Source organism: Variovorax sp. Varisp41, from assembly GCF_047325085.1.
GTDB lineage: Bacteria > Pseudomonadota > Gammaproteobacteria > Burkholderiales > Burkholderiaceae_C > Variovorax.
This window is the reverse complement of record NZ_CP168541.1, coordinates 1,262,840-1,288,937: the sequence shown is the minus strand read 5'-3', so window position 1 is coordinate 1,288,937 and position 26,098 is coordinate 1,262,840. Positions and strand designations below refer to the sequence as shown.

Annotated in this window: 25 protein-coding genes; 18 read left to right on the top strand and 7 right to left on the bottom strand. The window is 64.9% G+C overall.

Going from position 1 to position 26,098, the window contains the following annotated elements:
• The first annotated feature begins 24 nt into the window (after positions 1-24).
• The 9 genes from ACEN9J_RS37210 (at position 25) to dmpG (ending at position 9,116) form a co-directional block, all read left to right on the top strand.
• A complete protein-coding gene (locus ACEN9J_RS37210) occupies positions 25-954 on the top strand; it encodes a 3-keto-5-aminohexanoate cleavage protein (RefSeq protein ID WP_203206424.1) in 930 nt (309 codons plus the stop codon).
• Between the two features lie 10 nt (positions 955-964).
• Complete coding sequence (locus tag ACEN9J_RS37205; protein ID WP_203206425.1) at positions 965-1,711, top strand: SDR family oxidoreductase; 747 nt, start codon at positions 965-967, stop codon at positions 1,709-1,711.
• 1 nt (position 1,712) lies between these two features.
• The gene (locus ACEN9J_RS37200; RefSeq protein WP_209542299.1) at positions 1,713-2,066 is read left to right on the top strand and encodes an NIPSNAP family protein; all 354 of its coding nucleotides are present in this window, start codon (positions 1,713-1,715) and stop codon (positions 2,064-2,066) included.
• A gap of 3 nt (positions 2,067-2,069) precedes the next feature.
• Positions 2,070-2,783, top strand: a complete 714-nt coding sequence (locus ACEN9J_RS37195; RefSeq protein WP_261206556.1) for a ThuA domain-containing protein — start codon at positions 2,070-2,072, stop codon at positions 2,781-2,783.
• Positions 2,784-2,825: 42 nt separating this feature from the next.
• A complete protein-coding gene (locus ACEN9J_RS37190; RefSeq protein WP_261206554.1) occupies positions 2,826-3,998 on the top strand; it encodes an alcohol dehydrogenase catalytic domain-containing protein in 1,173 nt (390 codons plus the stop codon).
• A gap of 166 nt (positions 3,999-4,164) precedes the next feature.
• Entirely contained in the window at positions 4,165-5,793 is a 1,629-nt protein-coding gene (locus ACEN9J_RS37185; RefSeq protein WP_296734666.1) for an acyl-CoA synthetase, read from the top strand.
• A 488-nt stretch (positions 5,794-6,281) separates the two neighbouring features.
• Complete coding sequence (locus ACEN9J_RS37180; protein WP_261206547.1) at positions 6,282-7,082, top strand: 2-keto-4-pentenoate hydratase; 801 nt, start codon at positions 6,282-6,284, stop codon at positions 7,080-7,082.
• A gap of 17 nt (positions 7,083-7,099) precedes the next feature.
• On the top strand, positions 7,100-8,053 hold the full coding sequence (locus tag ACEN9J_RS37175; RefSeq protein WP_209542296.1) for an acetaldehyde dehydrogenase (acetylating): 954 nt from the start codon (positions 7,100-7,102) through the stop codon (positions 8,051-8,053).
• Between the two features lie 10 nt (positions 8,054-8,063).
• A complete protein-coding gene (gene dmpG, locus ACEN9J_RS37170; protein WP_203206431.1) occupies positions 8,064-9,116 on the top strand; it encodes a 4-hydroxy-2-oxovalerate aldolase in 1,053 nt (350 codons plus the stop codon).
• A 118-nt stretch (positions 9,117-9,234) separates the two neighbouring features.
• Here dmpG and ACEN9J_RS37165 read toward each other — a convergent pair whose 3' ends face one another.
• The 3 genes from ACEN9J_RS37165 to ACEN9J_RS37155 all read right to left on the bottom strand — a co-directional run bounded on the left by ACEN9J_RS37165 (position 9,235) and on the right by ACEN9J_RS37155 (position 13,395).
• Complete coding sequence (locus tag ACEN9J_RS37165) at positions 9,235-11,754, bottom strand: TonB-dependent siderophore receptor (protein ID WP_413764894.1); 2,520 nt, start codon at positions 11,752-11,754, stop codon at positions 9,235-9,237.
• Positions 11,755-11,872: 118 nt separating this feature from the next.
• On the bottom strand, positions 11,873-12,889 hold the full coding sequence (locus tag ACEN9J_RS37160; protein ID WP_413764893.1) for a FecR domain-containing protein: 1,017 nt from the start codon (positions 12,887-12,889) through the stop codon (positions 11,873-11,875).
• A complete protein-coding gene (locus ACEN9J_RS37155) occupies positions 12,886-13,395 on the bottom strand; it encodes a sigma-70 family RNA polymerase sigma factor (RefSeq protein ID WP_413764892.1) in 510 nt (169 codons plus the stop codon). Before ACEN9J_RS37155 ends, ACEN9J_RS37160 begins: the two co-directional genes overlap by 4 nt.
• A gap of 447 nt (positions 13,396-13,842) precedes the next feature.
• Between ACEN9J_RS37155 and ACEN9J_RS37150 the strand changes: the two genes are divergently transcribed.
• Positions 13,843-14,145 (top strand): CopG family ribbon-helix-helix protein, encoded by a 303-nt coding sequence (locus ACEN9J_RS37150; RefSeq protein WP_261206535.1) that lies wholly within the window; start codon positions 13,843-13,845, stop codon positions 14,143-14,145.
• A complete protein-coding gene (locus ACEN9J_RS37145) occupies positions 14,133-14,429 on the top strand; it encodes a type II toxin-antitoxin system RelE/ParE family toxin (protein ID WP_057596818.1) in 297 nt (98 codons plus the stop codon). The genes ACEN9J_RS37150 and ACEN9J_RS37145 overlap by 13 nt, the downstream gene beginning before the upstream one ends.
• 414 nt (positions 14,430-14,843) lie before the next feature.
• Here ACEN9J_RS37145 and ACEN9J_RS37140 read toward each other — a convergent pair whose 3' ends face one another.
• The gene (locus ACEN9J_RS37140; protein WP_413764891.1) at positions 14,844-16,298 is read right to left on the bottom strand and encodes an amidase; all 1,455 of its coding nucleotides are present in this window, start codon (positions 16,296-16,298) and stop codon (positions 14,844-14,846) included.
• 96 nt (positions 16,299-16,394) lie between these two features.
• On the opposite strand from ACEN9J_RS37140, the gene ACEN9J_RS37135 reads away from it, so the two are divergent.
• The gene (locus tag ACEN9J_RS37135; protein WP_314733627.1) at positions 16,395-17,381 is read left to right on the top strand and encodes a LysR family transcriptional regulator; all 987 of its coding nucleotides are present in this window, start codon (positions 16,395-16,397) and stop codon (positions 17,379-17,381) included.
• A 40-nt stretch (positions 17,382-17,421) separates the two neighbouring features.
• Here the strand turns inward: ACEN9J_RS37135 and ACEN9J_RS37130 are convergent, their stop codons facing one another.
• The 3 genes from ACEN9J_RS37130 to ACEN9J_RS37120 form a co-directional block, all read right to left on the bottom strand.
• On the bottom strand, positions 17,422-18,213 hold the full coding sequence (locus ACEN9J_RS37130; RefSeq protein WP_413764890.1) for a hypothetical protein: 792 nt from the start codon (positions 18,211-18,213) through the stop codon (positions 17,422-17,424).
• Positions 18,210-18,620, bottom strand: coding sequence for a helix-turn-helix domain-containing protein (locus ACEN9J_RS37125; protein ID WP_261206527.1), 411 nt, complete (start codon positions 18,618-18,620; stop codon positions 18,210-18,212). Before ACEN9J_RS37125 ends, ACEN9J_RS37130 begins: the two co-directional genes overlap by 4 nt.
• Positions 18,621-18,716: 96 nt before the next feature.
• A complete protein-coding gene (locus tag ACEN9J_RS37120; protein WP_413764889.1) occupies positions 18,717-19,490 on the bottom strand; it encodes a 3-hydroxybutyrate dehydrogenase in 774 nt (257 codons plus the stop codon).
• A gap of 215 nt (positions 19,491-19,705) precedes the next feature.
• On the opposite strand from ACEN9J_RS37120, the gene ACEN9J_RS37115 reads away from it, so the two are divergent.
• The 6 genes from ACEN9J_RS37115 to ACEN9J_RS37090 all read left to right on the top strand — a co-directional run bounded on the left by ACEN9J_RS37115 (position 19,706) and on the right by ACEN9J_RS37090 (position 26,084).
• The gene (locus ACEN9J_RS37115) at positions 19,706-20,410 is read left to right on the top strand and encodes a TetR/AcrR family transcriptional regulator (protein ID WP_057596813.1); all 705 of its coding nucleotides are present in this window, start codon (positions 19,706-19,708) and stop codon (positions 20,408-20,410) included.
• The gene (locus tag ACEN9J_RS37110) at positions 20,407-21,468 is read left to right on the top strand and encodes a Bug family tripartite tricarboxylate transporter substrate binding protein (protein ID WP_413764888.1); all 1,062 of its coding nucleotides are present in this window, start codon (positions 20,407-20,409) and stop codon (positions 21,466-21,468) included. Before ACEN9J_RS37115 ends, ACEN9J_RS37110 begins: the two co-directional genes overlap by 4 nt.
• Before the next feature lie 144 nt (positions 21,469-21,612).
• Positions 21,613-22,848 carry a thiolase family protein gene (locus ACEN9J_RS37105; RefSeq protein WP_296734703.1) on the top strand — a complete coding sequence of 412 codons (1,236 nt, stop codon included), beginning with the start codon at positions 21,613-21,615 and terminating at the stop codon, positions 22,846-22,848.
• A gap of 4 nt (positions 22,849-22,852) precedes the next feature.
• Positions 22,853-24,487 (top strand): AMP-binding protein, encoded by a 1,635-nt coding sequence (locus ACEN9J_RS37100; protein ID WP_413764887.1) that lies wholly within the window; start codon positions 22,853-22,855, stop codon positions 24,485-24,487.
• The gene (locus ACEN9J_RS37095; protein WP_261206516.1) at positions 24,484-25,266 is read left to right on the top strand and encodes an SDR family NAD(P)-dependent oxidoreductase; all 783 of its coding nucleotides are present in this window, start codon (positions 24,484-24,486) and stop codon (positions 25,264-25,266) included. Before ACEN9J_RS37100 ends, ACEN9J_RS37095 begins: the two co-directional genes overlap by 4 nt.
• Complete coding sequence (locus ACEN9J_RS37090; protein ID WP_261206514.1) at positions 25,263-26,084, top strand: SDR family NAD(P)-dependent oxidoreductase; 822 nt, start codon at positions 25,263-25,265, stop codon at positions 26,082-26,084. The genes ACEN9J_RS37095 and ACEN9J_RS37090 overlap by 4 nt, the downstream gene beginning before the upstream one ends.
• Positions 26,085-26,098: the final 14 nt, after the last annotated feature.

Sequence of the window (26,098 nt, the reverse complement as noted above, 5' to 3'; positions counted from 1 at the left end):
TCATCTGTCCTGGAGACTACTTTTGTGAAGCAACAGCGAGTAATCATCAGCTGCGCGGTGACAGGCGGCGTGCATACGCCCACAATGACGCCGCACCTGCCGATCACCCCCCAACAAATCGCGGATGCAGCCGTGGGCGCTGCCGAGGCTGGCGCCGCCATCATCCACTTGCACGCGCGAGACCCCGTTACGGGGCGGCCGGACCAGTCGCCGGAAGCATTCGGCAAGTTCTTGCCGCAGATCAAGGAGCGATGCGACGCGGTGATCAACATCACCACGGGCGGTGCGCCCGGCATGGCTGTAAGCGAGCGCATTCGGCCTGTGATCGAGTTCAAGCCGGAAGTCGCCTCGCTGAACATGGGGTCGATGAACTTCGGCATGTATCCCATGCTGGAGCGCTTCAGCAACTTCAGGTTCGATTGGGAGGCTCCGTTCCTGGAGAGCACCCGCGACCTCGTGTTCAGGAACACCTTCAAAGATATCGAGCACATCCTGGGGGTGGGGTCCGAGGCGGGCACGCGTTTCGAGTTTGAGTGCTACGACACCGCGCACCTGTACAACCTTCGACATTTTCTGGACCGTGGAATGTTGAAGGCCCCTCTCTTCATTCAATCTGTCCTCGGCATTCTGGGAGGGGCGGGGACGCACCCGGAGGATGTGATGCACATGAAGCGGACAGCCGACCGGCTGTTCGGCGATCAGTACCACTGGTCAGTGATCGGAGCAGGCGCCGCGCAGATGCGAGTGGCGGCGCAGGCGGCAACGATGGGCGCAAATGTGCGCGTCGGCCTGGAGGACTCGATCTGGCTTGGCCCCGGCAAGCTGGCTGAGTCGAATGTGGATCAGGTCCGGGCCGTGAGAAAGCTGATCGAAGGATTGGGGCTGGAGATCGCGTCTGCCGAGGAGGCCCGCGAGCGCCTGCACCTCAAGGGCGCTGCAGGTGTCAACTTCTGAAGGAACGAATGTGTCGAAAGTGCTTGTTGTGACCGGTTCCAGCCGGGGTATCGGTGCCGCGATTGCGCTCCTCGGGGCGAAAGAGGGGTACGGGGTTGCGGTGAACTACCGCAGTGATCGTGATGGCGCGGAAGCGCTCGTCCGAAATATTGCGCGCCAAGGAGGCAGGGCCGCTGCGGTCTGTGCGGATGTGTCGACCAGTGCCGGAGCCGCGAAGCTTTTCGCCGAAGTCGATCAGACATTGGGCAGCGTCTCCGTGCTGGTGAACAACGCCGGCATCTCCGGCAGCCGGTGCGCTATCGATGCAATCGACGAGGACAGGCTGCAGCGGATCTTCGAGACGAACGTGTTTTCCGCCTTCTTCTGCTCCCGCGAAGCGGTCAGGCGCATGAGCCGCACCAGCGGAGGCGAAGGCGGATCGATCGTGAACATCTCATCGGCTGCGGCACGGCACGGCGGTATGCCCGAACTTGCTCACTATGCGTCCACCAAAGCCGCGTTGGACGGCATGACCATCGCGCTGGCCAAGGAGCTCGGGCCGCAGGGCGTTCGGGTCAACAGCCTTCGACCGGGTGTGATCGTCACCGAAATGCACGATGAGTTCGGAGGCGCAAAACTCATCGAAAGCATTGCGCCTACGATTCCGATGCAACGCCCGGGCACGGTGGACGAAGTCGCTGAGGCTGTGCTTTGGCTGGCGTCGGAACGCTCATCGTACGTCCATGGTGCTGTCATCGATATCACGGGCGGAAGATAAGATGCTCTTCGAGATGCGGACCTACCAGGTGCTGCCGTCCCGCCTGAAGGACTACCTCAGCATCTACGCAGAGAAGGGCAAGTCGCTTCAGTGTGAAGTCCTTGGGCACTTGGCCGGGTGCTACATGACCGAGGTCGGTGACCTGAACCAGGTGATCTTCATTTGGGGGTTCAGTTCGTTCGAGGACCGTGTGCGCCGGCGTGGCGCGCTCGCCGCGCTTCCTGCGTGGCAAGCGTACGTCGCACAGGTCGCTCCTCTCTTCGTCCGTCAGGAGAGCAGGCTGCTGATGCCGGCAGCTTTCGGCGAGGCTGCGCCGATGAAGGACGAGATGCGGCATTCGCGGGACGTCGGTTAAGCGATGCCGCGCCCGCTTGTCGCCGCACTGGTGTGCGGCAGTCCCCACCGTAACCACGATTTTGATTTCGCGCGGCTGCGGCTCGCCCAGGCTCTCTACGACGCTCACGGCATTCGCACCGATTGCTACAACGACTATGAGGAGTCGGCCGACCTCCTCGGAGTTGACCTGCTCGTCAGCTACACGTCGCAGGTACCGGTGAGTGAAAAAGCGAGTGCAGCGATCCGGCGCTTCCTCGATCGAGGCGGGCGCTGGTTCGCGTTGCATGCGACCAATTCGGTCGCGGGCAATCAGGCGATGCCGAGCATCCTCGGCACACGCTTCATCTCACACCCGAAGTACATGACCTTCCCGGTCAAAGTGACGCGGCAGGAAGAGCCGCTGCTACAAGGCATCCGCGATTTCGACGTGTCCGACGAGCTGTATTGCATCGAGGATGTCACCAGAGACCTCGACGTGTTGCTCCACGCGAACTGGGGCGGTGAAGCGTTCGGCGGCATTCATTTCGAGGAGGCCGATCGCCCGATCCTCTACCGCCGGGCAGTCGGCGATGGCGGCGTACTCTATCTCGCGCTCGGCCACGCCAACCGGCCCTATGACAAGCCTTTCCCGCACCTGCCCGATCAGCTCGACCATCGGGGCCCCTGGGACCTGCCGATGTTCCAAGAGCTGGTGAAGCGTGGCGTCGAATGGGCGGCACAGCGGCGCCCGTTCTGATCACACCCCGCCGCTCGTGCCCGGTCTTTCGAGCGGCGAACCTTGCAACCATTCAACTCGGCGTTCAACGTGGAAGAAAAAATCTCGGATGAGTCGCTCCAACTGCGCTCTGTCGTCACTCATGGAGGACAGGTTGTGCTTTCCCTTGTCAGAGAGCCGCTGGCAGCCCTGAAGCCTGAAGATGTGCTCATTCGCGTCGAGGCCGCTCCAATCAACCCGTCCGACATTGGCGCGATGCTTGGCGCCGCGGACCTCAGTCTGGCGTGGACTGCAGACGGTGCTGCTGGGCCGGAACTTGTGGCGCCTGTACCTGCAGCATCCCTGCCGGCGATGCGATCGAGCAGGGCTGCTTCCATGCCGGTCGGTCTCGAAGGGGCAGGTACGGTCGTGGCGGCAGGAAGTTCACAGGCTGCGCAGTCCTTGATGGGGAAAACGGTTGCAGCGATGGCCGGGGGCATGTACGCGCGCTATCGTTGTGTAGCGGCGGCAGAATGTCTCGTGCTCCCCGAGGGCACCAGTGCGGTAGAGGCTGCCTCCTGCTTCGTCAATCCCCTCGCCGCGTTAGGGATGGTGGAGACGGCTCGCAGGGAGGGCCACACGGCGATTGTCCAAACGGCTGCTGCCTCGAATCTCGGACAGATCCTTCTTCGAATCTGCCTTGCTGATGGTGTCCCGCTCGTCAACGTGGTGCGGTCGCAGCAGCAAGAGGAACTCTTGCGCGCGCAGGGCGCCCGCTACGTGTGCAACTCGAGTTCCGGCGATTTCAGAGATCGACTTGTTGACGCCATTGCGGCCACGGGGGCAACGATTGTCTTGGACCCCATTGGAGGGGGTAGCGGCGGGCAGATTTTGAGCTGCATGGAGGTGGCCATCAGCCGCCGTCCCGGTCAGGCAGCCTCCCGCTACGGCTCCGAAGTTCTTAAACAGTTGTATGTGTACGGCGCTCTCGATCCTCGCCCCATCGAGATACCGCGCGACATCGGTGCTGCATGGGCCGCTGGCGGATGGCTTCTTCTGCGGTACCTCAAGGTGACGCAGCCGCAAATCCTCGACAGGCTCAAAGCTCGGGTTGCCGCAGAAGTCAAGACCACGTTTGCGAGCCACTACGCCCGAGGCATTTCGCTGAAGGAGGTCATCTCACCGGAGGTCCTCAAGGTCTGCGCACATCCCGCGACAGGAATGAAATTCCTGATCGAGCCCTGGAAAAACTGTTGACCGAGCCGTCGGAAATGCCGAGCTCGGATCCGCTGGCCGCAAGAGTGCACGGCCTCCGTCAACTTGAGATGGGAATTCTCCGCGTCCGGGCGCGCCACGCGTTGGTCGAAGTCCTTCGGAGATCACGACCGGGCTCAACTTCCTTGCGACTGAATAGGTGACATCCATGGACACTCCGCTCTTCGACCGGGACCTTCCCCGGACCTCCGCGAACTACGCGTCGCTTTCTCCCTTGCCATTCCTCCAACGAAGCGCCGAGGCATATCCACAGCGCTTGGCCATCGTGCACGGGAACCTGCGCCGCACCTGGTCCGAGGTGTACGTCCGATGCCGACGGTTGGCCTCTGCGCTTCAGCGGCGCGGCATCGGCAAAGGGCAGACGGTGGCGGTCATGCTGCCCAACACGCCTGCGATGGTCGAGGCGCACTTCGGCGTGCCCATGGCCGGCGCGGTACTCAACACCCTCAACACGCGGCTGGATCCCCAAAGCATCGCCTTCATGCTGGACCACGGCGAGGCCCAAGCGGTCATTGTTGATATGGAGTTCGCGCCGGTGCTAAAGAAGGCATTGGCATTGCGTAAGAGTCACTCGCCGCTGCTGCTGGTGGACGTCGATGACCCACTCTACGCCGGACCAGTGGAGCGCATCGGCGAGTTGACCTATGACGTGTTCGTTGCCGAGGGCGATCCACACTTCGCCTGGGATCTGCCGCAAGACGAGTGGGATGCCATCGCCCTGAACTACACCAGCGGCACCACCGGTAACCCCAAGGGCGTCGTCTACCACCACCGTGGCGCGGCATTGAACGCCGTGTCGAATATTCTCGAGTGGGACATGCCCAAGCACGCAGTCTACCTCTGGACGCTGCCGATGTTCCACTGCAATGGCTGGTGCTTTCCCTGGACTATCGCGGCGCGCGCCGGGGTTAACGTGTGCCTGCGAAAGGTCGATGTCGACGCGATGGTGGACGCGATCCGCGAGCACGGGGTCACGCACTACTGCGGCGCGCCGATCGTGCATTCGATGCTCGTCAACGCGCCCGACGAACTGACGAGAAAACTGCCGCGCGGGGTCAAGGCGATGGTGGCCGGCGCGGCGCCGCCTGCCTCGATGATCGAGGGCATGGAGCGGCTCGGCTTCGACCTCACCCACGTGTACGGCCTGACCGAGGTTTACGGCCCGGCAATGGTCTGCCCGAAGCACCCTGAATGGGACGGAATGGACATCGGCGAGCGCGCGCGGCTGAACGCCCGCCAGGGCATGCGCTACCACCTGCAGCAGGGCGCCATCGTGATGGATCCGCAGACGATGGTGCCCGTACCATGGGACGGCGTCACCATGGGCGAAATCATGTTCCGCGGCAACATTACGATGAAGGGCTACCTTCGGAACCCGAAGGCAACGCAAGAGGTGTTCGCCGGCGGTTGGTTCCACACGGGCGACCTCGCTGTGCAGTACCCGGACGGCTATATCAAAATCAAGGACCGCAGCAAGGACATCATTATCTCCGGCGGGGAGAACATCTCCTCGATCGAAGTGGAGGATGTCCTGTACCGGCATCCAGACGTGCTGGCTGCCGCGGTGGTGGCCAAGCCTGATCTCAAATGGGGCGAGTCACCGTGCGCTTTCGTCGAGCTCAAGGCGAGCGCGAAGCTCGTGCCCGAAGACATCATCGCGCACTGCAAGAAGCACTTGGCCGGGTTCAAAGTACCGCGAGCTGTGGTCTTCGGCGAACTGCCCAAGACCTCCACCGGCAAGATCCAGAAGTTTGAGCTGCGACGGCTGCTCGAATGAACCGGCGCCGAGCTCGAAGATGGTCGCGAAGCTCGTTGACCGTCGAGCGCCTGGGGCCGCGGTTCTGGCGTCGCCCCTGGACTGCGGCCTGTCTTTAGCACACCGCGCCGGTTGCGGTTGACCGTGCGAAGTTCGAGTCGTTCACCCGCGCTGCCGCCCACCTCAGTTCCGGGATCGTGACACCCGGATCGGCATGGCCTCCATGCCGAGAAAGCATTTCCGCCGCTATTCCCTCGTCGCTAACCTTTGCTTCAGTCACATCATCAATGGCGAAGACGGTCGCATGAACAGGCGAAACATCGTCGCGATGAGCGACATTGCCTGCGCGGCCAGTTCATCGCCGAGCTGCTTTCTTCGTCTCGACATCTTGAGAAGAGGCCAGATGAAATTGCCGTCCTTCGCTCTTGTTCGGGGCCTCCTCTCGACGACTTGACGCAACCCGGCGCGATGCGCTGCCCCACCCAACCCCCCACCAACAGAGATCATCCATGCAACATCTATCCGACCCCGCCGAAGCCTTAGCGGCGGCGCTGCGCGACGCCGAGCATCAGCGCTCCCCCTGCACGCCGTTGCGGCACCAAGCCGAGTCCCTCGGCTGGTCGGTGACTCAGGAGAACGCCTATACCGTGCAGCGCATCAACGAGGCGCGCCGCATATCGAGCGGCGATCGCGTCACGGGCCGCAAGATCGGGCTTACTGCCGCCAGCGTGCAGCGACAGCTTGGCGTAGACCAGCCGGACTACGGCGCGCTCTGGAGCTCCACGGCCTTTGGCGACGGCGCGGAGATTCCGCTGACCGGCTTTATTCGGCCCAAGCTGGAAGCCGAAGTCGCGATCGTGCTCGACAAGGATGTGACGGCCGCCGACGCAACCTTGGCCGACCTCTTCGCGGCCACGGCCTATGCGGTGCCTGCGCTCGAAATCGTGGACAGTCGCATCGCGGCCTGGGACATACACCTGTTCGACACCATCGCCGATAACGCATCGGCCGCCGGCTACGTACTGGGCGCGGACCCGAAACGACTGGATCGGCTGAGTCTGCGCGATGCCGGCATGACACTGACCGAAGACGGCCGCAGCGTGAGCCAGGGCAGCGGCGGCGAGTGCATGGGCCATCCCTTGAATGCTGCTGTCTGGCTGACGCGGCAACTGGCCCGGCTCGGCACCCCGCTGCGCGCCGGCGATGTCGTACTGACCGGGGCGCTCGGACCGATGGTGACGATCACTGCGCCCTCGTTCTTCGAGGCGCATATTGAAGGTCTCGGCCGCGTCGCGGCGCGGTTCGCGTGAACATGCAAGGAACCTTCATGAACAAGATCAAAGCTGCCATCATCGGCAGTGGAAACATCGGCACCGATCTGATGATCAAGGCCCTGCGCGGCGCACGGAACCTCGAGGTGGTCGTGCTAGCCGGCATCGATGCAAACTCCGACGGCCTCGCGCGTGGGCGCCGCCTCGGCGTGGCAACTACCGACCAGGGGGTCGAGGGCCTCGCGCGACATCCCGCCTTCGGCGACATCGACATTGTGTTCGACGCAACCTCGGCTGCCGCGCACGTCCGCAACGACGCCTTCCTGCGCGAGCGCAAGCCGGCCCTCCGCATGGTGGACCTCACGCCGGCCGCCATCGGTCCCTACTGTGTCCCTGTGGTGAACCTTGAAGAACACCTGGACGCGCTAAACCTCAACATGGTCACATGTGGCGGTCAGGCGACCATTCCCATCGTGCATGCTGTCTCGCAAGTGGCGACCGTGCACTATGCCGAGATCGTCGCGTCGGTGTCGAGCCGCTCTGCGGGCCCGGGCACGCGGGCCAACATCGACGAGTTCACGGAGACCACGGCCCGCGCTATCGAAGTTGTGGGAGGGGCGAGGCGGGGCAAGGCCATCATTATTCTTAACCCTGCAGAGCCGCCACTGCTGATGCGCGACACCGTCTACACGCTGAGCGTGGGCGGTGACGAGGCCGCAATCGAAGACTCGGTGCAGGCCATGGTGGCGGCCGTGGAGGGGTACGTGCCGGGCTACCGCCTCAAGCAAGCCGTGCAGTTCGAACACATTCCGCCCGGGCAGGCGCTGCAGATTCCCGGCGTGGGAGGGCTCGCCGGACTGAAGACTTCCGTGTTCCTACAGGTTGAAGGCGCGGCGCACTACCTGCCGGCGTATGCGGGCAACCTCGACATCATGACCAGTGCCGCGCTCGCGAGCGGCGACCGCATCGCGGCGCGCCTGCTGGCCACCCGTGCCATGGCGAACGCGTGAGGAGAATTCCATGAATGACAAAAAGATCTACATTTCTGATGTGACCCTGCGCGATGGCAGTCACGCCATCCGGCACCGGTACACCGTGGAGCAGGTGGCGCAGATCGCGGCCGCGCTCGATGCAGCGGGCGTTGACTCCATCGAGGTCGCCCACGGCGACGGGCTCGCCGGCTCCAGCTTCAATTACGGCTTTGGCGCACACACCGACGTCGAGTGGATCGCCGCGGCGCGCAATGCCGTTCGTCGGGCGCGCATCGCCACCCTGCTCGTGCCAGGCATCGGCACCGTGCACGACCTGAAGGCCGCCCACGCGGCCGGTGCCAGCGTGGTGCGCGTGGCGACGCATTGCACGGAAGCCGACGTCGCAAAGCAGCACATCGAGACCGCGCGCGAGCTTGGCATGGACACCGTCGGCTTCCTCATGATGAGTCACATGACCAGCGCGGCAGAGCTCGCGCAGCAGGCGCTGAAGATGGAAAGCTACGGTGCCACCTGCGTTTACGTCGTCGACTCGGGCGGAGCCTTGGGCATGCAGGACGTGCGTGACCGCTTCCGCGCCCTCAAAGACGTATTGCGCACGGAGACGGCGACCGGTATGCATGCCCACCACAACCTCAGCCTCGGCGTAGCCAACAGCATCGTAGCCGTGGAGGAAGGCTGCGATCGCGTAGACGCGAGCCTGGCTGGAATGGGCGCCGGCGCCGGTAACGCGCCGCTCGAGGTCTTCGTGGCCGCGGCCGAGCGGCTGAATTGGGATCATGGCTGCGACGTCAAGGCGCTGATGGATGCGGCCGACGATATCGTGCGGCCATTGCAAGATCGGCCCGTTCGGGTAGACCGGGAGACTCTGTCGCTTGGCTATGCCGGTGTCTACTCCAGCTTCCTGCGGCATGCGGAAGCCGCCGCGTCACGTTACGGCCTGCCGGCCGTCGAGATTCTGCTCGAACTTGGACGGCGCCGTATGGTTGGCGGTCAAGAAGACATGATTGTGGACGTCGCGCTCGACCTCGCGCGGTCGCGTGACGCCGACTCCGCTACCGATGTCGCTGCGGCAGTCGCCTGATTGCCGGAGATTCCCGCACGACTTTCTGTCCATTCCCTGAACCTGCGTCACGCTCTCTTCCACGAGTGGCTGTCTCGAGCAAGCCGAGCAGGTCATTTGCATGTGGCCGCGCGGCACGCTACCAACTGTACCCAGCGGTCACATAGACGCTGCGACGCTCGCCGTAGTAGCAGCCGGTCGACGACAGGCAGGTCGCCACATAGGTCTTGTCCGCAAGGTTGGACACGTTCAGCGCCAGGCGCAGGCCCTTGAGCGACGGGCGCCAGCGCCCGAGGTCCCAGCGCAGGGCCGCATCCATGAGGGTCACACCGGGCACGCGGAACTGGTTCGCGGCATCGCCGTAGGTGGTGCTGATGCGGCGCACGCCCGCGCCCAGCGACAGCCCGGGCGCGATCTCCATCGGAAAGGCGTAGTCCAGCCACAGGGCCGCCTGGTGCTCGGGCACATAGGGGAAGCGCTTGCCCAGGGTGCTGGCGCCCGACGCGTTGGCGTTGGCGCGCGTGACCCGGCTGTCGGTGTAGGCATAGGAGGCGATCACATCCAGGCCGCGCGCCAGCGGTGCCTTGGCTTCCAGCTCGAGGCCGCGCACACGCACCTCGCCGGTCTGCTCGCTGAACGATCGGCTCAGTGGATCCGGGGTCAGCACATTGCGCTGCGTCAGCTCGTAGACGGCTGCCGTCACCATGGCCTTGGATCCGGCCGGTTGGTACTTCAGGCCGGCCTCGATCTGCCGGCCCGTGGTGGGCTCGAAGGGATTGCCCTGCCGGTCGGTGCCGGCGGCCGGCTGGAACGAGGTGCTGTAGCTCAGGTAGGGCGCGAAGCCACTGTCGAAGTTGTACATGAGCGCGGCGCGCCCGGTGAACTTGTCGTCGTGCTGGTCGACGCGTGCAATGCGCGCCGTCGCGGTCGTCAGCGTGCGGGTGTCGGTGTCGGCCTTGTCGTAGCGGCCGGCCAGCACGAGGCTCCAGCGGTCCAAGTGGATCTGGTCCTGCAGGTAGAAGCAGGTCTGGCGACGCTTCTGGTCGATGTGGGTCGCGACGCTGGGCACCGCGCCGGAATCGGTGCCGAAGACCGGGAGGTAGGCGTTGAAGGGCCGCGTGATGATGCGCAGGTTGGTTTCGTCGAACGCGGACTTCTCATTGGAGAAGTCCACGCCGGCGAGCAGCGTGTGCCGCAACGTGCCGGTGGCGAAGTCCGCCTGCAGCTGCGTGTCAGCGGTCAGCAGGCTGGCTTCCTCGGGGAATGCCCATGCGTAGCGCAGCAGCGAGGACGGGTTGCAGGCCGCCAGGCAGACGGCCTGAATGCGTTGGGTGTACGCGTCGACCTTGCCGTAGCGCAGGTTCTGGCGCACGGTGAAGGTGTCGTTGAAGCGGTGTTCGAATTCGTAGCCCACGAAGCGCTGCCGGTTGCTGAAGCGGTCGTAGCCTGGCTCGCCGACGAAGGTGCGCGTGGGCAGCGCAGCGTAGCGGCTGGTGTCGAGGGTGCTCGCGGCGGGCAGTGCCGGCGCGCCGCCGCCGCCGGGAGAGTCGAGCGACTGCCATTGGCCGAGCACCGTGAGACGCGTTGCGCTGGAAGGGCGGAAGGTCAGCGACGGGGCGAAGTAGGTCTTGCGCTCGGAAACGTGGTCGTAGGACGTGTTGGCCTCTCGGTGCAGCGCGACCAGCCGGTAGCTCCAGACGCCATCGGCATCGATGGCACCGCCGAGATCGAGCGCGGCCTGGCGCCGGTTGTGGCTGCCGAACTGCAGCTCCACCTCGCGCACCGGCTCGAGCGTGGGGCGCTTGCTGACCATGTTCACCAGCCCGCCAGGCGTAGCCTGCCCGTAGAGCACCGACGACGGCCCCTTGACGACCTCGACGCGTTCCAGCCCCCAGGGCTCGATGCGCGGCTGCGAGTAGCCGCGCGCGCCGAAAGGCAGGCGCAGGTTGTCGAGGTAGCGCGCGGGCGGCGTGAAGCCTCGCAAGGTGAGCCAGTCCAGGCGCAGGTCGGTGTTGCCGTATTGAGCGACGATGCCCGGCGTATAGCGAAGGCTCTCGACCAGCGTGGTCGCGCCCTGCGCGTCCATCTGGTCGCGCGTCACGACGGACACCGACTGCGGCGTCTCCATCAGGGGCGTGTCGGTCTTGGTGCCCGAGACGCTGCGCCGCGCGATGAAGCCGGACACCGGGCCGGTGCCGGTCTCCCGGCTCGCCTGGGGCTCCACGACGACCGCCGGCAGCGACCCGGCCGATGGCTGACCCGCGGCCGACGGGCTGGCGGGGCGCGACGCATCGCGCTGCAGGGAGTAGATGTTGTCGCCCGTGCGAGTCGCCCGCAGGCCGCTGCCCTGGAGGGCCGTGGCGAGCGACTCCTGCAGGGTGAAGCGTCCGCGCAGGCCGGGGCTGTCGAGCCCGGCGGTGAGGGATGCATCGACCGACAGCAGGATGCCCGACTGGCTGGCGAGCTGCGTGAGGACGCCGGCCAGCGGGCCGGGCGCGAGGGCGTAGTCGCGCGCGGCCTGTTCCGCGGGCGACTGGGCGAGCGCCGGGTTGGCATGCAGGACGATGGCGGCGGGCAGGATGGCGAGCGCCGTGCCCAGTGCGCGCGCCGCGAGGGTGGTGCGACGCAGGCGCGAGCGGGGCGGTCGTGCGGAGCGCACGCCATGGAGGGAAGGAGTCGAAAGGTCGCGCATGGAGGCTTTGAGCAAATGGAAGGGTTGGTACCTTCCTTGCCACACGACGGTCGCAAAAGGGGAACCTCCGCCGCGATTCTTTTTTTCAGTGGCGGTTGTCGGGGCCCTGCGCGGGCTCGATGGTCACCCACCATGGCAGCACGCGGTTCACCCGTACCGGGAGGGTGGCTTGAAGCGCCGCGAGGATCCGGTCGGTGTCCGCCAGCGGATAGCTGCCCACGATCCGCAGGTCGCGAACGGCCGGGGCGCAGGCGAGGTGGCCGCGCCGGTGGCGGGCCAGCGCATCGATGAAGTCGCCCAGACGCATGTCGTTGGCGACAAGCTGGCCGCGCGTCCAGCTGTCGCTGCCCGCGTCCGCCGCCGCAGGTGCTTCGACGCGGTCGGCGAACAGCCGGGTCTGTTCATTGGCGCGCAGCGTGAGCGACGGCCCGCCCTGGGCGGGCTGGGCGCGCACCGCGCCTTCGAAGACCGTGACGAGTGCCGAGCCGGCAGCGTCGCCCTCGCCCTGCACGGTGAAGCGCGTGCCCAGCGCCGTGAGCCGTCCTTGGGCGACCTCGACCACGAGCGGTCGGTCCTCCCAGGCTGGGTCGTGTCCCGTGGACACCAGCACTTCGCCGGCATGCAGGAGGATGCGCCGATGGGTGGCCGTGAAGTCGACATCGACCGCCGACGCGGTGTTGAGCCAGAGCCGGCTGCCGTCTTCCAGCGCGATTTCGCGGCGTTCGCCGGTCTGCGTGCGGTACGTCGCCACCCATGCGCGCCAGGGCAGTTCGCGTTCGAGCAGCCAGCCGGCCACGCCGGCAACGGGCAGCAAGGCCAGCACGCGCAGCGCGCTGCGACGGCGGCGCGTGGCCGTGGCCCGCGTGTCTTCGAGGATCTGGCGCGCGGGGAGATGGCGCACGGACGAGAAGTCCCGGGACACGGCCTCGACCTGCTGCCAAGCGGCACGCGCACCGCCATCCTTGCGCAGCCATGCTTCCCAGCGCAGCCGGTCGCTCGCGGTGGCCGATTCGGACTGCAGCAGGGCGAACCAGGTTGCCGCCTGCTGCAGATGTTCGAACGTCGCCCGGGGCTGTTCCGGGTGCGCCGAGACCGCGGTCATGGCTCCTGCGCGAGAAGAAGGCACTGCAACATCGCCTGGGCCATGTATTTCTTGACCATCCGATCCGACACGCCGAGTTCGAGCGCGATCTCCGCGTAGGTCCGACCGTCGATCTGCGACAGCAGAAAGGCCTTGCGCGCCTTGTCGCTCAGCGTGTTCAGCATGGCGTCGATGCGGCACAGCATTTCCACCGCGATCATTCGCTCCTCGGGGGAGGGGGCGAAGAGCTCGGGCTGTGCGGCGACCGCTTCCGCCCAGGCGCGCTCCACGTCGGCGCGGCGCCAGTGGTTGACGATCACGCCGTGGGCGAGCGTGCGCAGGAATGCGCGTGGCTCGCGCACCTGCGCCAGCTCGCGCGAGGTGATGAGCCGTACGAAGGTGTCGTGCGCCAGGTCCGCGGCCTGGGAACTGCCGCTCAGCCTGCGCAGGAACCAGCCGAGCAGCCACCCATGGTGCTCGCGGTAGATGCTGTCGATCAGCGCGGGGGCTGGCAGGGGGGCGGACATGGGAGCACGAAGGCGTGACAAATAGGAATGGTTCTTATTCTAAAGAATTACATCCACCGGCATGCCGATGCCGTCGTCGAAGGTTGAAAATCAACTAACGGCGTGGCGCGTTAGCGCATCGGGCTCGATCACCGTTGCGCCAGTACCTCTTGCCGCCAAAGGGGGGGGCAGGATCGGCTGTCGCCGACACGCGCCGTTCAGATTGCAGTCTCACCCGGTGACGTCAGGCCGCAAGCGTACTTAAAGCGCAATCGACTACGCGTGTCGTATTCGAGTACTGCATTTATCGCGATTGCATCGTTTAGGCTGCCATGCCCACCAAGAGGTGCCGGCGTTCGGCGAGATTTCGGCCGCCCCCAATCACCGGACGCGCGGGGGGCCATGGGAACTCCGCGGGAACGCTGGTGCAACTGCCCGGATGCGCTGAAAGTTGATAAAGTATTACCCATGACTACCGCGAGTTCTTCTTCGTCCATCGCGCCCACGCCGGTCAAACTCGACCCCCAGCTCAAGGGCCGGCTCAAGCGTCTGGCCGAGGCGCGCCACCGCGCGCCGCACTGGCTCATGCGCGAGGCGATCGCGCAGTATGTGGAGCGGGAGGAAAAGCGTCAGGAGCTTCATGAACAAGCGGTGGCCGCCTGGGATGAGTTTCAGCAGACGGGTCTGCACGTCACGGCCGAAGAAGTGAGTGCTTGGTTGGACAGTTGGGGCACGGACAACGAGCAGCCTGAGCCTGAATGCCACAAGTGAGGTTCGCGCCTGCGGCGCTGCGCGACCTGCAGCGTTTGCGTGAGTTCTTGCGTCCGAAAAACCCGCAAGCAGCGCGGCGCGCTGCTCTAAGCATTCTGCAGGGCGTGAAGGTGCTGGGTTTGCAGCCGTTGATCGGACGGCCGCTGGAGGATTTGCCGTCTGAGTATCGCGAGTGGGTGATCGACTTCGGTAGCGGCGGTTACGTATCGCTTTACCGGTACGACGAAGACATTGATGTGGTCACGGTACTGGCTCTGCGTCATCAGCGCGAGGCCGGCTACTGACCCAGCGAATTCTGGTTTAGGGCGACTTGCTGACTCAGTGAATCTTGGATGTTGTTTGGGCCGTCGGCAAGGCCTGCCTCTTGTCCACGACTGTTTGCTCCCGCTGGTTACGGGGGCATGACGGGAGTGGATAGCGGCATTGGAATGAGGTGCCCTGCCTTGGCGGCAGTGGCATCAGCACCTCACGAGCTCGCTCAGAACTCATCAATCGTGTGAGATCTCGCTGCGCCGAACCAGGCCTCCCCATCTGACGCGAGCGATCAAACCATCTCGCGCTGGATGCGCGCGACCTCGCAGTTCTTCGCGGTGACCGATACGCAGCGCGTGCTGTCGCCATCGGGGCGGCGGCGGTCAATACAGCCCCGCGATCCGTGCAAAGCCGGCGGGTTGTACCATCGCCTTCTTGTGATTCCCTTAAGCCGCACCAGCCCACACCGCGGGTCGGCGCGCGGCCCAAGGCATCGTCTGTTCCAGTTGCCCGGCCAGCCGCAGCAGCAGGTCTTCGCGCGCAAACCCTCCCATGAACTGGATTCCGATCGGCAGTCCGGTATCGGGGTCGACGCACAGCGGCACCGACATGGCCGGCGTACCTGCGACATTGGCTGGCGGCGTGAAGGGCGTATGGCGGAAGACCCGCGCGGTCCAGTCGAGGCCGCTCATGCGCTCGGCGCCTTCGCTGTAGTTGCCGAGCGCGCCCGGCATCTCGGGCAGCGTGGGGGTCATGAGCACGTCCATGTCGTCGAACCAGGCGCCCACCGCGCGCGATACGGTGTTGCGGACCTCGAAAGCCGCCGCGAAATCGACAGCACGTGCCTCCTGGCCGTAGCGGTAGTTGGCAAGCGTCGAAGGCTCCAGGGTGCTCGCAGCGATCGGGCGCCCCGTGGCGGCGGCGAGCCCGTCGATCCAGCGTACGAGCGTTGCGCACCAGATCTGCGCGTTGGCATGCACGAAGGCTTCCCACGAGACCCCCAGCACGGGCGCCACCTCCTCGACGCGATGACCGAGCGACTGCAGATGGGCTGCGACGTCGCGCGCGGCCTGCGCGATGGGGTCGGCCGTCTGTACGCCATTCCAAGGATGCAGCATGAGCCCGATGCGAAGCCTGCCGGGATCGCGCCCGACCTGAGACAGGAAGCCTTCGGCAGGCGCCGGCGTGTAGTACGGATCGCCTTGGGAATAGCCCTGTACGGCATCCATCAGCGCGGCGCTGTCGCGCACGGAGCGGCTCAGACCCAGTTGCACGCCCAGACCGCCAAAGACTTCATCAAGCGCCGGCCCGTTTGAGGTGCGCCCGCGCGTCGGCTTGAGACCGAAAAGCCCGTTGTAGGCGGCTGGAACCCGGATCGAGCCGGCCGCATCGGTTGCGTGCGCGATCGGCACGATACCTGCCGCCACCGCGGCGCCCGAGCCGCCACTGGAGCCGCCCGCGCTCAAGGTGGGGTTCCACGGATTGCGGGTGGCGCCTTGCTGCACCGACTCGGTTTCGGTGCTGAAGGCCATCTCGGGTGTGGTCGTGCGCCCGACGGTGACCAGACCGGCACGCCGATAGTGGCGCATCAGCAGCGAATCGTCCGCGGCGACCAGCCCTTGCGCGAGACGGCTGCCAAGTTCGCAGCGCCGTCCGGCCATCTGGATCGCAAGGTCCTTGATGAGAAACGGCACGCCTGCGAGCGGACCGTTCGTGGCCTTAGCCGTGGCGAGATCCACCTCTTCGGGCGTCCACTGCTCGACGACGGCATTGACGGCGGGGTTGACCGCATCGGCCGCCGCGAGGGCCAGGGCGGCGAGTTCGGCCGGCCGGACGTCGCCCTTGGCCACCAGGCGGGCCAGGTCGACAGCGTCGAAATTCGCGTATTCGCTCAAGTTCATGGTGTTCTTCCGTGGCAGTGAAGCACCGAAGATAAGCAGGGGCGGCCAGTTTGATTAGCCCATCGAAGTGGCAAGAATTGGCCCATGGATGGGACAATGTGCACCGATGCCATTGAAGAGATCGCCGCCATGAGAAGAGATGTGAACGACACCCTCGTGTTCGTGCGGGTTGTGCAGGAAGGCAGTTTCACCGCGGCGGCGCATGCGCTGCAGATACCGAAGACGACGGTCAGCCGACGGGTCCTCGAGCTCGAAAAGCATGTGGGCGCGCAGTTGCTGAGGCGCACCACGCGCAAGCTCAGCCTCACCGAGGCCGGTGCGATCTACTACGAACACTGTCGAGGCATTGCAGCGACGCTGGAGCATGCAGAGGGAGAGGTCCACAAGCTGCGCGACGGCCCGCGCGGCTGGCTCCGCTTGACGATGCCCTATTCATTCGGCGTCGACTGGATTGCTCCGCTGCTGCCAGGCTTTCGTGCGCGCTACCCAGACGTGAAGATCGAGATCGTGGCATCGCATGCGACGCTCGACCTGGTCGAGTCCGAGATCGACATCGCGCTGCGCCTGGGCGAACTGCCCGACTCCAGTCTCGTCGCGCGCCGGCTCGCGAGCTTTCCGTCGGGTGCTTTCGCGAGCCCTGCCTACGTCAAGCGCGCCGGTCTTCCCCCATCGCCGGAGCAACTGTGCGACCACCGCACACTCACGTTGCATCAGGCGCGTCGTGACGTGGGGTATGTGTGGCCCATGCGCAAGGGCACGGGCAAGCCGCGCGGGTTTCTCGTCCATCCCGTCATCGTCGCGAGCGATCCATTTTTCCTGCATCCCGCGCTGCTGCAGGGCGAAGGAATTTCCTTGGCGATGGAGATGAGCATGGCGGCCGACGTGAAGGCGCGCCGGCTTGTGCGCGTGCTTCCCGGGTGGTGGGGACCGCCGCAGGAACTCAATGCCCTGTCGTCACGCGAGCATTTGCCGTCGCCAAAGGTGCAGGCATTCATTGCCTACCTGAAGGAGCAACTGCGCTTCCCTTTGGCCGATGCAGGCCAGTCCAGTGCTTTGCGCAGACCTCCACGACTCATCACCTGAGCGACCCGCCAAGAAGAGAGAACGCCAAGGGCACGATCACTCAAGGCTTCGGTGGCTGATATCGGTTGGCATAGTCCGCTGACATCAGCGTCACGAGTGTCGGCCATTTTCGATCCCAGAATGGACCGGCGGGAATGCTTGACGGATCGATTGCATCGGCGACACGGATGCCGAATCTTTGCGCCACTTTTCTGCCTGCGTCATCCAACGCCATGCGCTCAATCTCGGTGATGTACGGCTGTATGGGACTTCGCGTCGACTCGCCGTGACCTTGCTTGTCCCGGGCCTCTGTCCGTACGAATTCGCGCGCCACGTCTATCGCCAAGGCCAACTGCATTTCACCTTTGATGCCCTGCTTCTCCGTCAACGCGTAGATGTTGGCCAAGCGCGATCTAAGAACGTGCAAAGGGTGCATCACTAGAAAAGATTGGCCGTCCACCGCCGCATGTACGGCGCGCGATCGAACGTCTTCCTCGGCAATCCCGATCACACTGTCGATGACGTCGACATTGACGAACTCGTCGTCGCTGATGGGGCGAACGGCTTGCCCGACAAGGGCCGTCAAGGCTCGACGGCTCGGAAACAGTGCTTGTCCGTGGATGACTTCGGCCATCCGCTCAACCAGTGCACGCCCATGGGTCGCGACCGCAAGGAAATCCGTGTCGCTGGAGATCGCAGCGTGCCCGCTCGGTATGACCAACTCGTATCGCAAGACCCAAAATGCCAACGCTTGGCCGCCCACGAGCACCATGTCTTCGCCGGCCGCTGCAAGCAACCGGTTGACGATGTCAGGCGGAGTGATGGCCTCCTTCTTGCCCTTGATATCGATCACCACGGCTGCGGCTCACCGAACGCATTCTCAGGAAACTCCAACTCGGCTCGCGCGACAAGTTCGGCCGGAAACGCAAACAGAGTCTGCGGGTGACGCTGGCCACGCTCGACCTCGCGTGCGAAACGCTGGTGACGGCGCATGATGCTGGCAGAGTTTTCCGTCTGTGCTGCAAGAAGGGCAATGTCCGCCGCCATACCCAGTTGCGCAAGGATGCGCATGTAGGTTCCCATTGTCACGGCGGGCTCGCCACGCTCGGCCGCACCGAGCGTCGTGCGAGAAATGCCAAGTTCGCGAGAAAAGCTCAGCGCTGTCAGCCCGCGGGCACGGCGCACAGACGCCAACCGCTCGCCGAACTGGCGCAGCAGTTCACTGGAAGTCGGGGAATCAAGTTGGATCGCAGCGGGCATGGTGTCCATTATTTTAGTCAAAGCCTTATAATTTGTCTAAAATAGTGAACACACTTTGGTTTTTCTAGCTCATCGAGTCTGGTAAGCACAGGACGACTACTGGGCCGTCCAGCCCCCATCCATGGCCCAGGCAGCGCCGCGGACTTGATCCGCGCTGGGCGAACACATGAACACGGCAAGTTCGGCCAACTGCTCGACGGTGACGAAGTCCAGCGAAGGTTGCTTCTCGCCGACCATCCTGACCCGCGTCTCATCGACCGAGGCGCTGTCGAGCCGGGCTCGATCGTCGATCTGCTTTTGTGCCAGAGGCGTGAGCGTTGCCCCAGGGCAGATCGCGTTGCAGGTGATGCCGGTCGTTGCGGTCTCAAGCGCAACGGCCTTGGTCAATCCGACGATGCCATGCTTCGCCGCCACATAGGCCGACTTCTGCGCCGAGGCCACCAGGCCGTGGGTCGATGCCACGTTGATGACTCTTCCCCAGTTGGCGGCGCGCATGGCTGGAAGTGCCAGTCGCGTGGTGTGAAAGGCGCTCGAAAGATTCACCGCGATGATTTCGTCCCATCGTTGGACTGGGAACGCCTCGACGTTCGCCACATGCTGGATCCCCGCGTTGTTGACCAGTACGTCGACGCGACCGAAGCTGGAAGCGCAAAACTTCATCAGGTCTTCGATCTGTGCGGGGTCTCGCATGTCGGCCTCATGGCGCATCGCTCTGGCACCGCTTGCCAAAAGTTCGCGTTGGGCGGCGTCGATGTCGCCGAGCCCGTTGAGAACGATGTTCGCGCCTTGACGCGCGAGCGCCTTCGCGATGGCCAGGCCAATGCCGCTGGTCGAACCCGTGACCAGGGCTGTCTTTCCTTCGAGATTCAATTGGTTCTCCTATTGCACGTGCAGCTGAGTTGAAGAGGTGTTTTGGCGGGCATCTTTCCCTCGCCAAACACCGGCAAAAACGACCTAGGTAACATCGTTATCCTAAGCGAGGTGTCGAACTTAGGGAGGTCGAAACGGGTAAGGGTTTGACCCTAGATAGGCAGAAGGTAACTTCGTTACCATGCCGGGTAACAACGTTACTCACGACTCGAGACATGACCAAAAACATCGACGCGAAGGCGAAGACGCAAGGGCCGACACCCTTTGCGAGCGAACGCATCATTCCCGATCATCTGCGCGATCGGCTGTCGCCCGTCGTGATGGAGACGTACGCCGCCGGCGATTTCCACCGTGCCGATATGCGAACGATCGCACGCGAAGCCGGGATGAGTTTCAGAACGATCTACAGCTACTTCGGGGACAAGGAGTCGCTGCTGTTCTGGTTTATCCAGCATTGGCTCGAAGGTCTGTATCCGGCGTCATTCGAGCCGCTCGAAGGAGAGGGTGACGTCAGGACGAGGCTGCTCGGCGTGCTGCAGATGCATCTGGAGTTCTACGAGAGGAACCCCGGTGTCGGCCGCATCATCTTCATGACCGTTCCGCTCGAGCGCTGGATGCGCGACCCGAGCTACGCGCAGCCCGGGATGATGAAGCGCCTGCTGCACACGATCAATGAGGCGCAACGGCAAGGCGAACTTCGAAGCGACATCGACAGCCGAGTGATGCTCGATGCCTTCAACGCCATCTTCAACCGGGCCTTCCTGATGTGGGAATACCGCCGTCGAAGCTATTCCCTTTCGGCGCAAGCGGCGCCGCTGATGTCGATCCTCTGGGGCGGAATCATGGCGCCGGTCAAGAGACCGGACTCGGCATCACCGCTCCCGGCGAAAGCACCTGCGCGAAAGAAGACGGTGAAGTGAAGACCGGCACCCAGTCGCATCGCGCAATCAACCCCAAAGAAAAACAGGAGACATACATGAAAGCATCGAGTTTCGATTTCTCCCGACGACACCTCTCGGCGGCGCTGATGGCGCTCGCGGGAGCGATCGTTCTCGGCGCACCCGAAGTGCGCGCGCAACCCGCATCCGACAAGCCGCTGCGCATCATCGTCTCCGCCCCCGCGGGCGGAGGCTCGGACATCGTCGCTCGCATCCTGGGCGACGGGCTTCAGAAGGAATTGCGCCAGGCGGTCGTGGTCGATCCCAAGCCGGGTGCCGGTGGCGCGATCGCGGTCAACGACCTGATGCACTCACCGCAGGATGGATCGACGGTGCTGGTCGGCATCAGTGGCATGGTCTCCGAGGTGCCGCATATCCTGAAGCTGAAGATCGATATGGCGAAGGAGATCAAGCCACTCGCGGAATTCGCGCGCTTCGGCCTGGTGCTGGTCGGCCACCCATCCGTGCCTGCCCGAACCGTGCCCGAGCTCGTCAGCTACGTGAAGGCGAATCCGGGCAAGGTCAGCTACGCCTCGTACAGCGCCGGAACGGTCGCGCACGTGGCGGGCCTGAAGCTGAATCAGGCCGCCGGCCTGGACATGACGCACGTTGGCTACAAGGGATCGGCGCCCGGCCTCACCGATGTCATGGGCGGGCATGTGCCGCTGATGTTCGACGGCATGTCGACGGCACTGCCGATGATCAAGGCGAACAAATTGAAGGCGTTCGCGGTGACTCTTCCGGAGCGTTCGCCGGCATTGCCCAACGTGCCGACGTTTCGCGAGCTCGGCTATCCGGGCATCGAGACGGTGGTCTGGATCGGCCTGTGGGTCACGCCGAGCATGCCGGCCGACGCGCAGGCGCGTCTGCGCCAGGCAACGCTCAAGGTGATGGAACAAAAGGCCGTGCGCGACCGACTCATCGAATACGGTTTCGGCGTCGGTCAGCCGCGCACCCCGGAGGAGCTGGTGAACTCCTTGCAAGCCGACTTCGAGAAGAACGGCGAGATGCTGCGAGCCATCAACTTCAAGCCCGAGTAATCGCTGCGCTGCCACCCGCGACAGCGGGGGGCGGGCACTGTGGATGCGCGGCGCGGCGCGGCTCGAGAGCCCGAGCGCCGCATCAATAACCGAGCTCGGCGCAGGTGTGCGCCTCGAACGCTCCCTGGATCGAACCCCTATTCCATGCAACCTGTATTCATCGCCGGCACGGGCATGACCCGTTTCGGCAAATTTCTCGATCGCGGACTGAAGTCGCTCGCGGCGGAGGCAATCACCGCGGCGCTGTCCGACGCCGGAATCGAGGCATCGCAACTCCAGGCCGCCTACATGGGGAACGCGGCGGCAGGCGTGATGACGGGCCAGGTGCTGGTTCCGGGGCAAGTGGTGCTTCGCGGCCTGGGGATCGGCCGCATTCCCGTGGTCAACGTCGAGAACGCTTGCGCCACGTCGGCGACGGCTTTCCAACAGGCTTTCCAGATGATCGGACTGGGCGCCTACGACATCGTGCTCGTCGCTGGCTTCGAGAAGCTCTACAGCGAGGACAAGGCCCGCACGTTCTCCGTCTTCCAGGGCGCCGTCGACCTCGAGGCCATCGACGAGGTCTATGAAAGGTTGTCCCGAAGCCTCCGCGAGAGCAAGTCCGATGCCAATCTCGCGGAAGCGGGCAAGTCGCGATCGCTCTTCATGGACCTGTACGCGAGCATGGCGCGTGACTACATGGCGCGAAGCGGAGTGACGCAGCGCGACTTTGCCGCGGTCGCCGCCAAGAACTCGTTTCATGGGAGTCTCAACCCGAAGGCGCAGTTTCAGGAAGTCCTCACCATCGAGCAGGTACTCGCCGCACCTCTCATCGTGGATCCCATGACGCGGCCGATGTGTGCGCCGATCGGAGACGGCGCCGCGGCGCTCGTCCTGATGTCCGAAAGCGCGGTGAAGAGGCTCGGCATCCAGCAAAGAGTTCGCGTTCTCTCATCGGTACTGGCCTCTGGCTGGGACTACACCGACGATGACCCCGCACGCCTGGCTCCGTCTGTTGCGGCCCAGGCCTATGAATTGGCCGGTGTGGGGCCGGCCGATCTCGATCTCGTCGAGCTGCATGATGCCGGCGCTCCGGCCGAACTGATTTACTACGAGCACCTGGGACTCGCGGCTTCGGGCGATGCTGCTGCGTTGCTTGACAGCGGCGCGACGCGGCTGGGAGGTCGTGTCCCCGTGAACCCGTCGGGCGGGCTGCTGCGCAAAGGCCATCCGATCGGCGCTTCGGGGTGCGCACAACTGGTTGAGCTCACCGACCAGTTGCGCGGGCGTTGCGGCGCGCGTCAGGTGATCGGTGCCCGTACCGCGCTGGCGGAGAACGGCGGAGGCTGGATCGGCGACGATGCGGCGGCGATCGTCATCAGCGTGCTTCAGAAGGCGTGATGCAATGAGCAGCAAGTCCCACGACAACCTGGCTTCGATCATTTGGGAGTTTGCCCGGTCACAGCCAGAGCGCGAAGCGCTCGTCTTCGAAGGCGGTACGGCGCTGCCCGATGTCACGCGCACCTATGGTCAGCTATGGCGAAACGGCCAGGCCCTGGCGCGCGGCCTGCGTCGCCGCGGTGTGGGGCCGGGCAGCGTGCTGGCGCTCCTGATGGCCAACCACGCCGAATTCGTCGACCTGCTGGTCGCTGCATCGTTGCTGCGCGCGGTCCTGGTTCCGATCGATCCGCGCACCAAGGGGGAGAAACTCGCCTTCATGGTCGCCAACGCAAAGGCGACCGGACTGGTCGCGGCCGATTACGCGCTGCGTCACGTCGAAGATGCGCTGGATGGCGCGGCTGCCGTGGCATGGGTCGCCGCGCTCCCCACCGACGAGGGCCCGGGCCGCGCACTGTGGGCGCCGCGCGTCGAGTGCTACGCCGATCTTTGCCTGGACGCGGGCGAGGACCTGCCGCTTCCGGAGTCCAACGGCGCCGACAGGATGTTGATCCTTCACACCTCCGGCACCACGGGCGACCCCAAAGGGATCGTCATGACGCAGAGGCGCTTCTGCGAGACCGCCGCTGCCGCGCTGCGGGGATTCGGCTACCAGGCGAGCGACCGGCTCTATTCCGGCCTGTCGCTGACCCATGCCAACGCGCTGCAGGTGACCCTGGCGCCGGCGCTCCTGGGCGGCCTGCCGGTGGTGTTCTCGCGTCGCTTCACGCGCTCCAGGCTGTGGGACCTCACGCGCAGATACGGATGCACGACCTTCACGGTGCTCGGTGGCATGCCGACTTCGATCTACGCCGAGCCGGCGAAGGCCAACGATGCGGACAACCCGGTACGGCTCGTCGTCTCGGCGGGGATGCCGGCCGCTCTGTGGGAGCGGTTCGAGCGTCGCTTCGACGTACGGATCCTCGAGTTCTACGGATCGGCCGAAGGAGGCCTCGCGATCAAGCCATTGGGTGAAGGCCCAGTCGGCAGCATCGGCCGCATCGCGTCGCACTTCGTCCATCGCATCGTCGACGACGCGGGCATGGATGTGCGGCAAGGCCATCCCGGCGAACTCTGGCTGCGCCCTGCGGATGGCTCGCCCTTTCAGATCGAGTACGTCGGCGATCCCGAGGCTTCCGCCCGCAAGGGCGAAGGCGGGTGGCTGCACATGGGTGACGTGGTTCGTGAAGACGCCGACGGATGGCTTTTCTTCGAGTACCGCAAGGGCGGGGGCGTGCGCCGCAATGGAGACTTCATCAGCACCGCCTATGTCGAGAAGGCCATCGTGGATTCGGGCCTGGTCTGCGATGTGTTCGTGTATGGCATTCCGGCCGCCTCGGGTGCGGCCGGTGAAAAGGATGTCGTGGCTGCCGTCGTGTTCGCACCGGATGCACAACTCGATGTCCAGGCGCTCTTCCGCTGCTGTCGCACGGCGCTCGAGGCGAACTTCGTGCCGAGCTTCATCCAGGTGGTGCCGGAGATCCCGAAGACGGCATCCGAAAAGCCCCTGGAACGCCTGCTTGCTCAGGCCCTGACCGATCACCCCGACAACGTTCACGCCGAGCGCAAGGCCCTGACGGACAGTGCGAGGGCGACGTCGTGAAGCTGGACGCCAACGTGTCGGCCGTCGTGACCGGTGCGAGCAAGGGCCTGGGTGCGGCAACCGCGATTCGACTGGCGTCCCTGGGTGTCAAGGTGACGCTGCTCGACCTGGACGCGGAGGCTGGCGAGTCGCTGGCCCGACAGATAGGGGGCGTCTTCTGCGCTGCCGACGTGACTTCGGACGAAAGCGTCGAACGGGCGCTTGCCCGAGCCCGCCAGGCCAATGGCCAGGAACGCATCCTGGTCAACTGCGCGGGCGTCGTGCATGCCCACAAGTCCGCGGGACGCGACAAGCTCACCGGCGCGGTGCGGCACTACCCGATGGCCGAGTACGAGCGGGTGGTCCAGGTCAATTTGCTCGGGACCTTTCGTTGCATCGCGAAGTCGGCGGCCGGCATGCTGGCGCTGGACCGCTTGCCCAGCGGCGAGCGCGGCGCGATCGTCAATACCGCTTCGATCTCGGCGGACGAAGGCCAGATGGGGCAGGCTGCGTACGCCGCATCGAAGGCTGGCGTCGCGGGCATGACCCTGCCCATTGCGAGGGACTTCGCGGGCGAGGGCATACGGGTCAACGCGATCAAGCCCGGCTTCTTCGACACGCCGATGCTGCGGACAGGACCCGAACATGTGAGGCGCGCACTGGAGGCCTCCGTGCCGTTTCCGAAGCGCGTCGGTGAGCCCGGGGAGTTCGCTCATCTGGTCGAGTTTCTCTTGACCAATGACTACATGAATGGTGAATGCGTGCGCCTCGATGGCGCAGTAAGGATGAGTCCGAGATGAGCCAACCTCTCCAGTCCAGAACCGCGTTGATCTTCGGCGCGGGTGCCGCCGAAAGCGGCCCCGGAAACGGCGCGGCAATCGCCATCAGGATGGCAAGCCAGGGCGCGGTGGTGTTCGCCGCCGACAGAGACCTGGAGGCCGCGCGCCGCACCCAGCGGTTCGCGCGCGAGCAGGGAGGACTCTGTGAAGTGATCGAGGCCGACGTGTGCAGCGAGTCCGCGATTCGCGAAGCGGTGAGCCGGGCGCAGGAAGTCAACGGGAGCATCGATATTCTCGTGAACAACGTCGGCGTCGTGATCCAGGGCGGGCCCGAGGAGCTCAGTGTCGAAGATTGGGACCGCTCGTTCGCGTTGAACGCGCGGTCGGCCTTCCTGGCCCTCAAGCACGTGCTTCCGATCATGAGCCGTTCGGGGCGAGGGGCCATCGTGCAGGTGTCGTCCATCGCGAGCACGCGTGCTGGCGTATCGGGCGCCTGTGCCTACCACGCGAGCAAGGCGGCGCTGAATGCGCTCGGGATGACCGTGGCGATGCACTATGCGGCCCGTGGCATCCGGTGCAACAACATCCTGCTCGGACTGATGGATACCGCGCTCGTGCGAGAGCAGTTGGCGGAAGCCCATGCGCAAGGACTGGACCATCTGCTGAAGACGCGCAACGCGACTTGTCCGCCGGGCGCGATGGGATCACCGTGGGATGCGGCGGAAGCCGCTGCCTTCCTTGCCAGCGACGCTGCACGCTACATCAATGGCACGGACATCTTCGTGGATGGGGGACTGCACAACCAGATCACCGCGCCGGTCTTCAAGTCCGGCGCCTGAGCCGTGCAGGCATT

Excerpts from the sequence above, each read along its gene's own strand:
- ACEN9J_RS37135 (WP_314733627.1), top strand. The coding sequence starts at position 16,395 with ATGTGCACCGATGCCATTGAAGAGATCGCCGCCATGAGAAGAGATGTG.
- ACEN9J_RS37105 (WP_296734703.1), top strand. The coding sequence starts at position 21,613 with ATGCAACCTGTATTCATCGCCGGCACGGGCATGACCCGTTTCGGCAAA.
- dmpG (WP_203206431.1), top strand. The coding sequence starts at position 8,064 with ATGAATGACAAAAAGATCTACATTTCTGATGTGACCCTGCGCGATGGC.
- ACEN9J_RS37090 (WP_261206514.1), top strand. The coding sequence starts at position 25,263 with ATGAGCCAACCTCTCCAGTCCAGAACCGCGTTGATCTTCGGCGCGGGT.
- ACEN9J_RS37195 (WP_261206556.1), top strand. The coding sequence starts at position 2,070 with ATGCCGCGCCCGCTTGTCGCCGCACTGGTGTGCGGCAGTCCCCACCGT.
- ACEN9J_RS37145 (WP_057596818.1), top strand. The coding sequence starts at position 14,133 with ATGCCACAAGTGAGGTTCGCGCCTGCGGCGCTGCGCGACCTGCAGCGT.
- ACEN9J_RS37100 (WP_413764887.1), top strand. The coding sequence starts at position 22,853 with ATGAGCAGCAAGTCCCACGACAACCTGGCTTCGATCATTTGGGAGTTT.
- ACEN9J_RS37185 (WP_296734666.1), top strand. The coding sequence starts at position 4,165 with ATGGACACTCCGCTCTTCGACCGGGACCTTCCCCGGACCTCCGCGAAC.
- ACEN9J_RS37150 (WP_261206535.1), top strand. The coding sequence starts at position 13,843 with ATGACTACCGCGAGTTCTTCTTCGTCCATCGCGCCCACGCCGGTCAAA.
- ACEN9J_RS37140 (WP_413764891.1), bottom strand. The coding sequence starts at position 16,298 with ATGAACTTGAGCGAATACGCGAATTTCGACGCTGTCGACCTGGCCCGC.
- ACEN9J_RS37155 (WP_413764892.1), bottom strand. The coding sequence starts at position 13,395 with ATGTCCGCCCCCCTGCCAGCCCCCGCGCTGATCGACAGCATCTACCGC.
- ACEN9J_RS37180 (WP_261206547.1), top strand. The coding sequence starts at position 6,282 with ATGCAACATCTATCCGACCCCGCCGAAGCCTTAGCGGCGGCGCTGCGC.
- ACEN9J_RS37115 (WP_057596813.1), top strand. The coding sequence starts at position 19,706 with ATGACCAAAAACATCGACGCGAAGGCGAAGACGCAAGGGCCGACACCC.
- ACEN9J_RS37175 (WP_209542296.1), top strand. The coding sequence starts at position 7,100 with ATGAACAAGATCAAAGCTGCCATCATCGGCAGTGGAAACATCGGCACC.
- ACEN9J_RS37200 (WP_209542299.1), top strand. The coding sequence starts at position 1,713 with ATGCTCTTCGAGATGCGGACCTACCAGGTGCTGCCGTCCCGCCTGAAG.
- ACEN9J_RS37160 (WP_413764893.1), bottom strand. The coding sequence starts at position 12,889 with ATGACCGCGGTCTCGGCGCACCCGGAACAGCCCCGGGCGACGTTCGAA.
- ACEN9J_RS37125 (WP_261206527.1), bottom strand. The coding sequence starts at position 18,620 with ATGCCCGCTGCGATCCAACTTGATTCCCCGACTTCCAGTGAACTGCTG.